The sequence below is a fragment of the Antarctobacter sediminis genome (assembly GCF_019218285.1).
GTDB lineage: Bacteria > Pseudomonadota > Alphaproteobacteria > Rhodobacterales > Rhodobacteraceae > Antarctobacter > Antarctobacter sediminis.
This window is the reverse complement of the sequence record NZ_JAHUZG010000003.1, coordinates 785,330-798,438: the sequence shown is the minus strand read 5'-3', so window position 1 is coordinate 798,438 and position 13,109 is coordinate 785,330. Positions and strand designations below refer to the sequence as shown.

Genomic DNA, 13,109 nt, shown 5'->3' with positions numbered 1-13,109 from the left:
GGTCCGCCTAGCCTCGCGCCATGACATGGCCCGCCAACAGCGCGACCCGCCCCCAAGATGCCGCCGCAGGTATCGAGGTGACAGAGGATTTCGTGCCTTTTTCCCAGCGTGACGACATCTTCTCCCGCGCCATGTGGGACGAAACCCTGCGCTCGCCGAAAACCGATGCCTTCTTTGCCTCCTACCGGATCGAGGCGGCACCCCGGCGGGGGGACGGCTTTACCCAGCGCGATTTTGCCCTGCGCAATGCCGCATGGCTCATTTCCGACATCATGACCGACCGCCACGCCGCGCAGGGCCGACGCGAAGGGTTTCAGGCTCCGCTCAGCGCCGATACGCCGGTTTCCCCCGATACCGTCCCGATCGACGATCCGGGCGCCATGGCGCAGGAGATCAAACGCGTGGCCCGGTTCTTTGGCGCGCATCTGTGCGGGATCACCGATTTCGATCAACGCTGGCTCTATGCCGCCCGGGTCGACACCCGCGACATGAGCGAGGCGGCCCATGACCTGCCCGAGGGACTGACCTCGGTGATCGTACTGGGCCACGAGATGGATCAGGATCTGGTCGCCACCTACCCTTCGGCGCTGGCCGGGGCCGCCACCGGCAAGGCCTACAGCCACGAGGCCTCGGTCGTGCTGCAGCTGGCCGCATTTATCCGCAATCTCGGCTACCAGGCCGTGCCTTCTATGAATGACACGGCGCTGGTCATCCCCTACGCGGTCAAGGCGGGTCTGGGTGAATACGCGCGCAACCAGATGGTCATCACACCGGACCTGGGGCCACGCCTGCGCTTTTCCAAGATCTTCACCGATCTGCCGCTGGCCCATGACGCGCCGCGCAAGCTGGGCGTGGCCGAGTTCTGCACCATCTGCACGCGCTGCGCCGATGCCTGCCCGGTCAAGGCCCTGCCCTATGGCCCGCCCTCGACAAATGCCCCCAACCGGTCGGCCATCAAGGGGGTGCGGAAATGGACATCGGATGCCGAGAAATGCTTTGGCTTCTGGGCCAAGCTGGCCTCCGACTGTGCCATCTGCCTGCGCGTCTGCCCCTTCAACCGCGACTATGACCGCTGGCCCGCGCGCCTCTGGCGGCGGTTGGCCCTGTCGCGGTTCCGGCGGTTGGCGCTCTGGCTGGCTCGCGCGCATGGCCCCCGCAAAAAACCCGCCGAATGGTGGGGCCGCTGATGCCCGCGCTGTGCATCGATACACCGACCGGCCGCTTCGAGATCATCGAGACCGAAGGCGCCATCACCCGCGCCACCTGGACCGACAGCGCCGCCCGCGACGACACGCCCCTGCTCAACCGCGCCGCGGCACAGGTTGCGGCCTATTTCGACGGCACCCTGACAGAGTTCGATCTGCCTTTCCGCGTCGAAGCCAGCCCGTTCCAGCAACAGGTCTGCGCACAGATCGCCGCGATACCCTTTGGCGAAACAACGACCTACGGCGAGATTGCCAAGACCCTGAACGCCCCGCCGCAAGCGGTGGGGCGCGGCTGCGGAGGCAATCCCATCCCGCTGTTCATCCCCTGCCACCGCGTTCTGGGCACCAACGGGTTAGGCGGCTTTTCCGGCGGCACCGGGGTCGAAACCAAGGTCGCCTTACTGCGCCATGAAAAGGCAGGTGGCCTGCTGATCTGAGCTCAGTCGCGGCGCGGGTCGCGCGGGTAAACGCCAAGGATTTCCAGCGTGTCGGTGAAATAATCCAGTTCCTCCAGCGCCCGCTTGACGCCGGGATCATCGGGGTGGCCTTCGATGTCGGCGTAGAATTGCGTCGCGGTGAAGGATCCCCCGACCATATAGCTTTCCAGCTTGGTCATGTTGACGCCATTCGTGGCGAAACCGCCCATGGCCTTGTACAGCGCGGCAGGGATGTTGCGGACCTGAAAGATGAAGGTGGTCATCATGCCGTGGCTGCCGCGCCGCGTCGTATCCGGTTCGGGCGACATCAACAGGAAACGCGTGGTGTTGTGAGCGTGATCCTCGATATGGCGTGCAAGGATGTGCAGCCCGTATATCTCGGCGGCAAGATCCGAGGCCAGCACGCCTTCGTTCCGGGTGGCGGCCTGCGCCAGTTCCGCCGCCGCACCGGCGCTGTCTGCCGCCGCGACGCCCTTGATACCGTATTTCGACAGAAACGCCTGCGCCTGCGGCAGCAGGACCAGATGCGCGCGCACCCGTTCCAGTTCCTCGATCTGCACGCCGGGCAGCGCCATCAGGCTGATATGCACGCGAACAAAAGCCTCGTCCACGATCCGCAGCCCCGATTCCGGCAGCAGGCGGTGGATGTCCGCCACGCGACCGTAGGTGGTGTTTTCCACCGGCAACATGGCCAGATCGGCCCGCCCCTCGCGCACCGCGCCGATCACCTCTTCGAAGGTCCGGCAGGGCAGAACATCTGCGCCCGGGCGCGCCTCTGTACAGGCTTGATGGGAGTAGGCGCCAAGCTCTCCCTGGAATGCGATCCGCTGTGTCATCTGAGGTCCCCGTCGCGTATCCCGCCACATGCGGGCGATTGGTCGCGCCTTCTACCGCTTGCCCAAAAGGATGGAAAGCAATAGATACCCGCCCGACAGCGATACAAGCAGACAGGGCTTCCCATGTTCGATACCATGACCTTTACCAAGATCGTCGGCGGCGTCTGCGGCGCCCTGCTGATCTACCTGATGGGCAAATGGGCCGCGGAGGTCCTGTATCACCCCGCCGGTCACGGCCATGGCGAAGAGCACGCCGCCGGCTTTGCCATCCTCGTCGACGACGGCCCGGCCCCCGAGGCCGAAGAAGGTCCCGATTTCGCAACCCTGATGGCCGCTGCTGATGCGGGCAAGGGCGAAAAAGTTTGGGGCAAATGCCGCGCCTGCCACAAGCTGGACGGCACCGACGGCACCGGCCCGCACCTCGACGGTGTTGTCGAACGTGCGGTCGGTTCGGTTGCCGGCTTTGGCTACTCGGGCAAGCTGAGCGAGGCCGCCGATGTCTGGACCCCGGAAAACCTCTTTGCCTTCCTCGAAAACCCCAAGGGTTTTGCGCCCGGCACCACCATGGGTTTTGCCGGACTCAAAAAAGCCGAAGACCGCGTCAACCTGATTGCCTACCTGCAAACCACCGGCAACTGATCCGCGCGTCCAATCCGAATACGAAAGGGCCGTCCTTGGGGGCGGCCCTTTTTCGTGCCGGCTTGCTACGCAATGCACCGCCGGTTCGCGGCGCATGGCCCCGCACCGGTTGACGTTTCCGTAATCTCGGCTTGAATCTGGCCGCGCGGAAAACTTAGCTTAGAATTAACAAAGAAGTCCGCCACATTGCCGGGCCGAACTGCCGGTTCACAGGGAGATGACCATGACGATTCAGGCCAAACGTCCTCAACCCCGCAGCGCGGCGCGAACACGCCCCGCCCCGGACCTGCGATTGTTCGCGACAGGTGCGCTGGCGATCGGGCTGGCCGTGCTGGGGGTCGCCGCGCTGGCGCAGGACGGCGATGACCCGGTCATCACCTCGCACGGTTATTCCTTCTTCGGGAACCTCGACTACCCGGCGGACTACACGCATTTCGATTTCGTCAATCCGGACGCGCCCAAGGGCGGCGAGCTGGTGATCGGCGCCACGGGAACCTTCGACAGCCTCAACCCCTATTCGACAAAAGGCCGGGCCGGGGCGCTGACTTCGGTCATGTATGACCAGCTGATCGAATCGACCGAGGATTCGGTAGGGCAGTATTACTGCATCCTCTGCACCAGCATCGAATATCCCGAAAGCCGGGACTGGGTGATCTTTCACATGCGCGAGGATGCCACCTTCTGGGATGGCACGCCCGTCACCGCCGAAGACGTGGTTTATTCGCACACCTTGTTCATCACGCAGGGCCTGCCGTCCTACGCGCAGGCCGTGGACCGCATGGTCGACAGCGCCGAGGCGCTGGACACCTACACCGTGAAATTCACCTTCAACCCGGCCGAGTCGAAACGCTCGCGGATCGAAACCGTGGGGTCCACTCCGGTCTTTTCCAAAGCATGGTTCGAGGCAGACCCGGAAAACCGCCGCCTTGACGAGCCCCGGCTTGAGGTCGCGATGGGATCGGGCCCCTATCGGCTGGATGAATACGAAGTCAACCGCCGCATCGTCTATAAGCGCGACCCGGATTACTGGGGCAAAGACGTGCCCTTCAACGTGGGCCGCTACAACTACGACGCCATGCGGATCGAATATTTCGCCGATCAGACCGCCTCGTTCGAGGCATTCAAGGCCGGCACCTACACTTTCAAGGTGGAAAGCGATCCGAAACAGTGGGCCACGGCCTATGATTTCCCCAAGGCGCGGGACGGGATCGTCAAGCTCGAGGAACTGCCCGATGGCAGCCCACCGAACCCCACCGGCTTTGTCTTCAACCTTGCCAAGCCTCAGTTCGAGGACAAGCGCGTGCGCGAGGCCATCGCGCTGGCGTTCAACTTTGAATGGTCGAACGAGTCGCTTCTCTATGGTCTCTATGCTCCGCGGTCGTCTTTCGTCGAAGGCACGCATGTCGAGGCCAAGGACGTCCCGCAGGGCGCGGAACTGGCCTTTCTCAAGGGGCTGGGTGACGTAGTGCCCGCCGAGATCTTTGACGAGCCTGTCGCCGTAATGCACGAATCCGACGCCGCCCGCCTGCCGGACCGCCGCAATCTGCGCGCCGCGTCGCGGCTGTTGTCAGACGCGGGATGGGAGGTCGGCGACGATGGCATGCGCCGAAATGCGGCTGGGCAGACGCTCAAGGTCAACATGCTGATCCCGACGAACATCGAACCGTCGATCGAAGCGATGCACGAAAGCTTTGTCCGCAACCTGCAACAGGTCGGCGTGGATGCGAGTTTCGAACGGGTTGATCCCTCGCAGTACACTTTGCGCCGCCGCGAACGCGACTATGACATCCTCTATTCCACCCGTTACGGCGCCTTCCTGTCGACCGGTGGCGGCCTGTCGCAGATGTACGGCTCGCGCGAGGCGGAATTCTCCTTGTTTAACCCGGCCGGGCTTGCCAGCCCGCTGGTGGACGCGATCATCGAAGCCAGTTTCGTCGCCGAAAGCCAAGCTGAAACCGACGTTGCGCTGATGGCACTGGACCGCGCCTTGCGGCACGAATTCTTCGTGATCCCCACCGGTTACATCGCCGATCACTGGGTGGCCTATTACGACATGTATGAACATCCCGAAACGATCCCGCCCTATTCGCTGGGCTACCTCAGCTTCTGGTGGATCAACCCGGACAAGGCCGCGGCCCTGAAGGCGGAAGGTCAGCTGGACTGACATGGCCGCCTATATCCTCCGACGACTCCTGCTCATCATCCCCACGCTGCTGGGGATCATGATCATCAACTTCGTGCTGGTCCAATTCGTGCCGGGCGGACCGATCGAACAGATCATCGCCCAGATCGAGGGCCAGGGCGACGTCTTTGGCGGGTTTGCCGGGGGCTCGGAGTCGCCGGAGCCCGCCGAAATGACCCCGGGCAGCGAAAGCTATGCCGGTGCCCGCGGTCTGCCGCCCGAATTCATCGCCGACCTCGAAAAGCAGTTCGGTTTCGACAAACCGCCGCTGGAACGGTTCCTCAACATGATGTGGAATTACATGCGGCTGGATTTTGGCGAGAGCTATTTCCGCTCGATCGGCGTGATCGACCTTGTGCTTGAAAAGATGCCGGTTTCGATCTCGTTGGGCCTTTGGTCCACGCTGATTGCCTATCTGGTGTCGATCCCGCTGGGCATCCGCAAGGCGGTCAAGGACGGGTCGTCCTTTGACACATGGACCTCGGGCGTCATCATCGTTGCCTATGCGATCCCCGGCTTTCTGTTTGCCATCCTGCTGCTGGTGCTCTTTGCCGGCGGCTCTTACCTGCAAATCTTCCCGATCCGCGGCCTTGTCTCGGACAACTGGGAAGACCTGAACATCTTCATGAAAGTTGTCGACTACTTCTGGCACATCGCGCTGCCGATCATCGCCTCGACGATCTCGGCTTTTGCCACGTTGACCCTGCTGACCAAGAACAGCTTCCTCGACGAGATCAAGAAACAATACGTCATGACGGCCCGAGCCAAGGGCCTGTCAGAGGATCGCGTGCTATATGGTCATGTCTTCCGCAACGCCATGCTGATCGTGATCGCGGGCCTGCCCGGTGTGTTTATCGGCGTCTTTTTCGGCGGTTCCATCATCATCGAGACGATCTTTTCGCTCGACGGGCTGGGCCGCCTTGGGTTCGAGGCCGCTGTCGCGCGCGACTACCCGGTGATCTTTGGCACGCTTTTCATCACGTCGATGATCGGGCTTGTGGTCGGGCTGATCTCGGACCTGATGTATGTCGTGGTCGATCCGCGCATCGACTTTGAAAAGCGGGAGGGCTGAGCCATGAGTGACACCACCCGCCCCGACACCGCCACCGTTCCGCCGGAGCCCAGAAAGGGCCTGTTCACGCTGTCGCCCCTCAACCAACGCCGCTGGAACAACTTCAAACGCAACCGTCGCGCCCTGTGGTCGCTGTGGATCTTTCTGGTGCTGTTCACCCTGTCGCTGTTTGCCGAGTTCATCGCCAACGACAAGCCGATCATGGTACGTTACCGGGGCGAAACCTTTACCCCGATCTTCAACTTCTATCCGGAAACCCAATTTGGCGGCGACTTCAAGACAGAGGCCGCCTACCGCGATCCCGAGGTGCGCTGTCTCATCATCACGGGCGGGCTGGACGCCTGTTTCGACGATCCCGACGGCCTGATCGAAGACGCGCAGGCCGGTACGCTGAACGATGACAATTTCCAGAAGGGCATGATCCTCTGGCCGCTGATCCCCTACAGCTATGACACCCCGGTCGACCGGCGCGGCGCCGCGCCCCTGCCCCCCAATGGCGAAAACTGGCTGGGAACCGACAAGGGCAAACGCGATCTGCTGGCACGCGTGATCTACGGTTTCCGCCTGTCGATCCTGTTTACACTGATCGTCACGATCTGTGCTTCGATCATCGGCATCGTCGCCGGCGCGCTTCAGGGTTATTTCGGCGGCTGGCTGGACCTGATCTTTCAGCGCGTGATCGAGATCTGGGGCGCGACGCCTTCGCTATATATCATCATCATCCTCTTCGCGATCCTCGGGCGAAGTTTCTGGCTGCTGGTTTTCCTGACGATCCTCTTTGGATGGACAGCGCTGGTGGGCGTCGTACGGGCGGAATTCCTGCGCGCCCGCAACCTTGAATACGTCCGGGCAGCCAAAGCGCTTGGCGTGTCCAACTGGAAAATCATGTTCCGCCACATGCTGCCCAATGCCATGGTGGCCACGCTGACCTTCATGCCTTTTATCGTCACCGGCACGATCTCGACCCTTGCGGGGCTCGATTTCCTCGGCTTTGGCCTGCCGTCCTCGGCCCCCTCGCTGGGGGAAATGACCTTGCAGGCGAAACAGAACCTGCAAGCGCCGTGGCTGGCCTTCACCGCCTTTTCGGTCTTTGCGATCATGCTGTCGCTGCTGGTCTTCATCTTTGAAGGGGTCCGCGACGCCTTTGACCCCAGGAAAACCTTCTCATGAGCGCATTGCTTCAGGTCCGTGACCTCAAGGTCAGCTTTCGGCAGGACGGCAAGGCCGTTGCCGCGGTCAAAGGCGTCTCTTTCGAGGTCAGGAAGGGGGAAACCGTGGCGCTGGTCGGGGAATCCGGCTCGGGCAAATCCGTCACCGCCTTGTCGACCGTATCCCTTTTGGGTGAATCCGCGCAGGTCGAAGGCTCAGTTCTCTACAACGGGGCGGAAATGATCGGCGCGCCGGAAAAACGCCTGCGCGACGTGCGGGGCAATGACATCAGCTTTATCTTCCAAGAGCCGATGACATCGCTCAACCCGCTGCATACGCTGGAAAAACAGATCCGTGAAAGCCTTGAGCTACACCAGGGATTGACCGGGTCCGCAGCGCGGACACGGATCATCGACCTGTTGACCAAGGTTGGCATCCGCGACCCTGAAACGCGGCTAGGATCCTATCCGCACCAATTGTCCGGCGGCCAACGGCAGCGTGTCATGATCGCCATGGCGCTGGCCAACGGGCCGGACCTGTTGATCGCGGACGAACCGACCACCGCGCTCGACGTGACGATTCAGGCGCAAATCCTAGAACTCCTGACAAAGCTCAAGGAAGCCGAGGACATGAGCCTATTGTTCATCACCCACGACCTTGGCATCGTGCGCCGCATCGCCGACCGGGTCTGCGTGATGAAGAACGGTGAGATCGTCGAACAGGGCAAGACCTCCGAAATCTTTGACGCACCGAAACACCCCTATACGCAGATGCTCCTGTCAGCCGAAAGCACAGGTTCGCCCGAACCGGTGGATGACGGGGCCGAGTTGATCGCCAAGACCGACAATCTCAAGATCTGGTTCCCGATCCAGCGCGGGCTGATGAAACGTACAGTGGGGTATGTAAAGGCTGTCAACGACGCGACCATCGCCGTGCGGGCCGGGGAAACCGTAGGCATCGTGGGCGAAAGCGGATCGGGAAAGACGACGCTGGCACTGGCGATCATGCGGCTCATCAAGTCCGAAGGCGGGATCACCTATCGCGGGCAGGATGTGAATGCCTGGTCGACCAAGCGGCTGCGCAAGCTGCGATCCGAAATGCAGATCGTGTTTCAGGATCCCTATGGCTCGCTCTCGCCCCGGATGACCTGCGAACAGATCATTGCCGAAGGGCTGGAGGTGCACGGGGCGCCGGATGGCCGCCCCCACCGCGAGCTGGTGGCGGAGGTCATGGCCGAAGTCGGTCTGGACCCGCGCATGATGCACCGCTACCCGCATGAGTTTTCCGGTGGCCAGCGCCAGCGCATCGCCATTGCGCGCGCCATGGTCCTTCGACCGCGGTTGGTGGTGCTGGACGAACCGACTTCGGCGCTGGACATGACCGTTCAGGTGCAGATCGTGAACCTCCTGCGCGAGTTGCAGCGCAAGTACGACCTCGCCTACCTGTTCATCAGCCACGATCTCAAGGTTGTGCGCGCCATGAGCCACAAGGTTATCGTGATGAAACAGGGCGACGTGGTGGAATACGGCACAGCGCAAGAGATCTTTGAGGCACCGCAGACGGATTATACCCAAACCTTGCTGGCGGCGGCTTTCGATCCGGTCTGACAAGGGCCGGGCGGTTTGCTCACCGCCCGGCCCCTAGCTCAGATCGCGCTGGAATGGCCTGCCTTTGACAGATCGTAGGTGTCAAAACCACGTGCGATCATCCGCGTCAGAGGCCGTGCCTCACGCGGGATGAACAGCCCGTCTTCTGTTACCTCCAGCATGTTTTCGAAACGGCTGTTGGCTTCGCGGAACATGCGGAACAGCACATCGCGCGTGACGTTGAAATCCCGCTGAATCTCGTGCGCGTCGATGCGGAAGTCGCACATCAGGGCCTCGATCAGGCGGCTGCGCAACTTGTCCTCCCCCTTGAAGCAATGGCCGCGGGCGGTCGAAAACTGTCCGTCGCGGACGGCAGCGATATATTTGGACGTGCTTGACGCGTTCTGCGCAAACCCCTGCGGGAACTTCGAGATCGAAGACGCCCCCAGCCCGATCAGGTAATCCGAGGTATCGTCGGTGTAGCCTTGGAAATTGCGCCGCAGCTTGCCGTTCCGCTGTGCCACGGACAGACCGTCTTCCTTGGTCGCGAAATGGTCGATCCCGATCTCGTCGTAGCCGTCCCAGACAAACAGGCGGCGCGCGGTATCGAAAAGGTCCAACCGTTCTTGCGGCGTAGGCAGCGCATCCGACGGCAGCATCTGCTGCCGCTTGGCCATCCACGGCACATGCGCATACCCATAAAGCGCCACCCGATCCGGCGCGAAGCTAAGCAGCTTTTGCACGGTCTCGGTGATCCGTGCCTTGCTTTGATGCGGCAGGCCGAACAGGATGTCGGCATTCAGGCTTTGCACCCCGCGCGCCCGGATCATCTCGACCGCGGCACGGGTCACGTCATACCCTTGTTCGCGGCCAATGGCGTCCTGGATCTGCGGATCGAAGTCCTGCACTCCGATCGAGGCCCGGTTCATTCCGCCGTCAGCCAAGGTGTCCAGCCGTTCCTCGTCGATCTCGTTCGGGTCGATTTCCACCGAAAACTCGTATCCATCGGCAAAATCAGCCACGTCGCGGGTGGCCGCGATCAGCCGTTTCATCAACTCAGGGGACAAAAGCGTCGGCGTCCCGCCGCCCCAGTGCAACCGCGACAGCCGCACCCCCTGCGGCAAAGCCGCGCGAAGCAGTTTCAACTCCTGTTCCAGAACCCCCACATAGGATTCAACCGGCCCCAGAGTCGCTGTGCCCTGCGTTCGGCATGCGCAAAACCAGCACAACCTGCGGCAAAAAGGTACATGCAAGTAAAGCGATATGTTACCATTTATAGGAACAGAGCGGATCCATTCCTCGAATCGCGCCGGCCCGACATCACCGTCGAAATGCGGTGCAGTCGGGTATGAGGTGTATCGCGGCACTTTGGCATCGAAGAGGCCAAGCCGCGCGAGTTGAGTTCGGTTCGCCATGGACGTACGGTTAGGGCACCGCGATTTGCAGGGCTTTGACGCAGATCAACAAGAGGCAGGTGAAATGCTGAATGAACGTAGCTTGACGGTCGCCCCGGAATGCGGCGACTGCCCGATCCGGCACCGTGCTGTCTGTGCCCGCTGCGAAAGCGACGAACTCGAGAGCCTCGAGCAGATCAAGTATTACCGCAAGTTCGAAGCCGGCCAGTCGATCATCTGGGCCGGTGACCGGATGGATTTCGTTGGGTCGGTCGTGTCGGGGATCGCCACGCTCAGCCAGGCGATGGAAGACGGCCGCACGCAGATGGTCGGCCTGCTACTGCCCAGCGATTTCGTGGGCCGGCCGGGGCGCAACATGGCCGCCTATGACGTGGTGGCCACGACCGATGTGGTCATGTGCTGTTTTCGCCGCGCGCCCTTCGAAGAACTTATGAAACGCACGCCGCATATTGCCCAGCGCCTGCTGGAAATGACGCTGGACGAACTGGACGCGGCGCGCGAATGGATGCTTGTGCTGGGCCGCAAGACTGCCCGCGAAAAGATCGCGTCGCTTCTGTCGATCATCGCCCGCCGGGATGCGACGCTGAACATGCGCGGCCCGGGCGAAGGCCCGATCGTGTTCGATCTGCCCCTGACCCGCGAAGCCATGGCCGATTATCTTGGTCTGACACTGGAAACGGTCAGCCGCCAGATCTCGGCCCTGAAAAAGGACGGCGTGATCGAACTTGAAGGCAAGCGGCATGTCACCGTGCCGGACATGTCCCGCCTGATGGATGAAGCAGGCGACGACGCTGATGGTGGACTGCTTGTCTGACCCCCTGCACTTTGTCACCTGCGACGTCTTTACCGATACGGCTTATGCCGGGAACCCACTGGCCATCGTCGAAGCCGCCGACAGTCTGAGCGATTCCGCGATGCAGACCATCGCGCGTGAGTTCAACCTGTCCGAGACCATTTTTATCCGCCGCCCTGTGGATCCGGCCCATACGGCAAGTGTGCGGATTTTCTTCCCGACCGCAGAGATCCCCTTTGCCGGGCACCCGACCATCGGGTGTGCGATTCACCTGGCCTTGAAAACTGCGCCTCAGGGCGCATTCCGGACGACGATCACACTGGAAGAGATCGCCGGACTGGTTCCGGTCGAAGTTTGGCGCCAGGACGGGCGCATCGGGGCAGAGTTCCGTGCGCCGGTCCTGCCCTTTGCCGCCGATTGCGGCGAGATGCCAGATGCCGTGCAGATTGCCGCGGCGCTTGGGCTGGTGCCCGAACAGATCGGCTTTGGCGCGCATCGCCCCGGGATCTGGCAAGGCGGCCCCACCTTTGGCTATATCCCGCTACGCGACCGCGCGGCCCTGTCCGCCGCGCGCCCCAACGGCGCCGAATGGGAGGCGCTGTGCAACGCATCGGGCATTGCCTCGCATTACCTCTATTCGCCCGGACAGGGGGCGGATTTCACGGCGCGCATGTTCGCGCCCGTCGACGGGATTCCCGAAGATCCGGCCACAGGATCGGCTTCGGCCATTCTGGCGGCACAGCTTTTGGCATCGGGCGGCCTGACCGAAGGTGAGACGCGCTTGATGCTGGAACAGGGAGCCGACATGGGCCGCCCCAGCCAGATCGGCCTGCGCATCAAGGTGCAGGGCGGCGCGCTTGCAGCGATTCACGTCAGCGGATCGGCGGTCCAGGTCAGCGAAGGGCGCATCCGCCCTCCGCAAGGGTAATTCCCGCGCTCAATGCGCCATAAAAACCGTGACGCCCGCCTGCTCCAGCATGTTGCGGGTGGCACCGCCAAGGATTGCCTCGCGAAACCGCGAATGACCGTAGGCGCCCATGACCACCATGTCGGCATTGATGTCCGAGACGTGGCGCAGCATCACGTCCGATACGCGCGGCAGCGTCTTGGCCAGCACGTCGATTTCGGTTTTCACGCCATGACGGGCAAGGAACTCGGACACCATGCCACCGGGATCCGACCGGTTCGGCCCGTGTTTCGGCGGGTCGATCACCACCACGTGGACGGTATCGGCCTCAACCAACAACGGCATCGCGCTGCGCAGGGCGCGCAGCGCCTCGTTACTTTCGTTCCAGCCGACGACGATACGCTTTGGGCTGGTGGCCGGTTCGACGGTATCGGGCACCACCATCACGGGCACCTGCCCTTCGAACAGTGCGCCTTCCAGCACCGGTTCCAGTTCGACCCCCTTGCCATCGCCATAGGGCTGCGGCAGCACCACCAGATCGGTGAACCGTGCACGCGATGCCACGTGCCGTCCGATGTCAGCAAGCTGCGCCACCCCGTGATCGACGCTCCAGACGGCGTTGGTCTTGTCCAGCGCAGCGCGCGCGGCTTCGGCCAGCGCCTCCGCCTCGGCCGTGGCGCGCTGAAGCGTTTCCTGAAGCACCATCGCATTGGCCCCGGCGTAGTAATAGCCGGTCTGCGTACGATCGACGCCAAAGCAGAGCGCGCCAAGATGGGCATCATAGGCCTCGGCCACGCTGGCGGCATGGGCCAGTGTCGAGGGCAGAAGATCATGGTCAGTTGCGACCGTTAAGATAGACTTGAAGGACATTTGCGTCTCCGTCGCTGC

The 13,109-nt window shown here is 62.4% G+C and carries 12 protein-coding genes; 9 read left to right on the top strand and 3 right to left on the bottom strand.

Annotated features, from left to right (window positions below; genetic code table 11):
- Positions 1-20: 20 nt before the first annotated feature.
- Together KJP30_RS18905 and KJP30_RS18900 are read left to right on the top strand one after the other, a co-directional pair.
- A complete protein-coding gene (locus tag KJP30_RS18905; protein ID WP_218450882.1) occupies positions 21-1,187 on the top strand; it encodes a reductive dehalogenase in 1,167 nt (388 codons plus the stop codon).
- Complete coding sequence (locus KJP30_RS18900; protein ID WP_218450987.1) at positions 1,187-1,642, top strand: methylated-DNA--[protein]-cysteine S-methyltransferase; 456 nt, start codon at positions 1,187-1,189, stop codon at positions 1,640-1,642. The genes KJP30_RS18905 and KJP30_RS18900 overlap by 1 nt, the downstream gene beginning before the upstream one ends.
- Positions 1,643-1,644: 2 nt before the next feature.
- Here the strand turns inward: KJP30_RS18900 and KJP30_RS18895 are convergent, their stop codons facing one another.
- Positions 1,645-2,478 carry a prephenate dehydratase gene (locus KJP30_RS18895; protein WP_218450881.1) on the bottom strand — a complete coding sequence of 278 codons (834 nt, stop codon included), beginning with the start codon at positions 2,476-2,478 and terminating at the stop codon, positions 1,645-1,647.
- A gap of 123 nt (positions 2,479-2,601) precedes the next feature.
- Between KJP30_RS18895 and KJP30_RS18890 the strand changes: the two genes are divergently transcribed.
- The 5 genes from KJP30_RS18890 to KJP30_RS18870 all read left to right on the top strand — a co-directional run bounded on the left by KJP30_RS18890 (position 2,602) and on the right by KJP30_RS18870 (position 9,127).
- Positions 2,602-3,117 (top strand): c-type cytochrome, encoded by a 516-nt coding sequence (locus tag KJP30_RS18890; protein ID WP_218450880.1) that lies wholly within the window; start codon positions 2,602-2,604, stop codon positions 3,115-3,117.
- A 223-nt stretch (positions 3,118-3,340) separates the two neighbouring features.
- Positions 3,341-5,281, top strand: coding sequence for an extracellular solute-binding protein (locus KJP30_RS18885; RefSeq protein ID WP_218450879.1), 1,941 nt, complete (start codon positions 3,341-3,343; stop codon positions 5,279-5,281).
- A gap of 1 nt (position 5,282) precedes the next feature.
- Positions 5,283-6,371 carry a microcin C ABC transporter permease YejB gene (locus tag KJP30_RS18880; protein ID WP_218450878.1) on the top strand — a complete coding sequence of 363 codons (1,089 nt, stop codon included), beginning with the start codon at positions 5,283-5,285 and terminating at the stop codon, positions 6,369-6,371.
- A 3-nt stretch (positions 6,372-6,374) separates the two neighbouring features.
- Positions 6,375-7,541: an ABC transporter permease gene (locus KJP30_RS18875; RefSeq protein WP_218450877.1), complete on the top strand. Its 1,167-nt coding sequence runs from the start codon at positions 6,375-6,377 to the stop codon at positions 7,539-7,541.
- Positions 7,538-9,127 carry an ABC transporter ATP-binding protein gene (locus KJP30_RS18870; RefSeq protein WP_218450876.1) on the top strand — a complete coding sequence of 530 codons (1,590 nt, stop codon included), beginning with the start codon at positions 7,538-7,540 and terminating at the stop codon, positions 9,125-9,127. Before KJP30_RS18875 ends, KJP30_RS18870 begins: the two co-directional genes overlap by 4 nt.
- 38 nt (positions 9,128-9,165) lie before the next feature.
- On the opposite strand, the gene hemN is transcribed toward KJP30_RS18870, so the two are convergent.
- Positions 9,166-10,521: an oxygen-independent coproporphyrinogen III oxidase gene (gene hemN / locus KJP30_RS18865; RefSeq protein ID WP_218450875.1), complete on the bottom strand. Its 1,356-nt coding sequence runs from the start codon at positions 10,519-10,521 to the stop codon at positions 9,166-9,168.
- A 64-nt stretch (positions 10,522-10,585) separates the two neighbouring features.
- On the opposite strand from hemN, the gene fnrL reads away from it, so the two are divergent.
- Together fnrL and KJP30_RS18855 are read left to right on the top strand one after the other, a co-directional pair.
- Positions 10,586-11,335 (top strand): transcriptional regulator FnrL, encoded by a 750-nt coding sequence (gene fnrL, locus KJP30_RS18860; protein WP_218450985.1) that lies wholly within the window; start codon positions 10,586-10,588, stop codon positions 11,333-11,335.
- On the top strand, positions 11,319-12,242 hold the full coding sequence (locus KJP30_RS18855) for a PhzF family phenazine biosynthesis protein (RefSeq protein ID WP_343222797.1): 924 nt from the start codon (positions 11,319-11,321) through the stop codon (positions 12,240-12,242). Before fnrL ends, KJP30_RS18855 begins: the two co-directional genes overlap by 17 nt.
- 9 nt (positions 12,243-12,251) lie before the next feature.
- Here KJP30_RS18855 and KJP30_RS18850 read toward each other — a convergent pair whose 3' ends face one another.
- A complete protein-coding gene (locus tag KJP30_RS18850) occupies positions 12,252-13,091 on the bottom strand; it encodes a universal stress protein (RefSeq protein WP_218450874.1) in 840 nt (279 codons plus the stop codon).
- Positions 13,092-13,109 lie beyond the last annotated feature (18 nt).

What these genes read in the sequence shown, in the direction of transcription:
- KJP30_RS18885 (WP_218450879.1), top strand. Translation starts at nt 3,341, where the DNA reads ATGACGATTCAGGCCAAACGTCCTCAACCCCGCAGCGCGGCGCGAACA.
- fnrL (WP_218450985.1), top strand. Translation starts at nt 10,586, where the DNA reads ATGCTGAATGAACGTAGCTTGACGGTCGCCCCGGAATGCGGCGACTGC.
- KJP30_RS18870 (WP_218450876.1), top strand. Translation starts at nt 7,538, where the DNA reads ATGAGCGCATTGCTTCAGGTCCGTGACCTCAAGGTCAGCTTTCGGCAG.
- KJP30_RS18850 (WP_218450874.1), bottom strand. Translation starts at nt 13,091, where the DNA reads ATGTCCTTCAAGTCTATCTTAACGGTCGCAACTGACCATGATCTTCTG.
- KJP30_RS18875 (WP_218450877.1), top strand. Translation starts at nt 6,375, where the DNA reads ATGAGTGACACCACCCGCCCCGACACCGCCACCGTTCCGCCGGAGCCC.
- KJP30_RS18900 (WP_218450987.1), top strand. Translation starts at nt 1,187, where the DNA reads ATGCCCGCGCTGTGCATCGATACACCGACCGGCCGCTTCGAGATCATC.
- KJP30_RS18895 (WP_218450881.1), bottom strand. Translation starts at nt 2,478, where the DNA reads ATGACACAGCGGATCGCATTCCAGGGAGAGCTTGGCGCCTACTCCCAT.
- KJP30_RS18905 (WP_218450882.1), top strand. Translation starts at nt 21, where the DNA reads ATGACATGGCCCGCCAACAGCGCGACCCGCCCCCAAGATGCCGCCGCA.
- KJP30_RS18890 (WP_218450880.1), top strand. Translation starts at nt 2,602, where the DNA reads ATGTTCGATACCATGACCTTTACCAAGATCGTCGGCGGCGTCTGCGGC.
- hemN (WP_218450875.1), bottom strand. Translation starts at nt 10,521, where the DNA reads ATGGCGAACCGAACTCAACTCGCGCGGCTTGGCCTCTTCGATGCCAAA.
- KJP30_RS18880 (WP_218450878.1), top strand. Translation starts at nt 5,283, where the DNA reads ATGGCCGCCTATATCCTCCGACGACTCCTGCTCATCATCCCCACGCTG.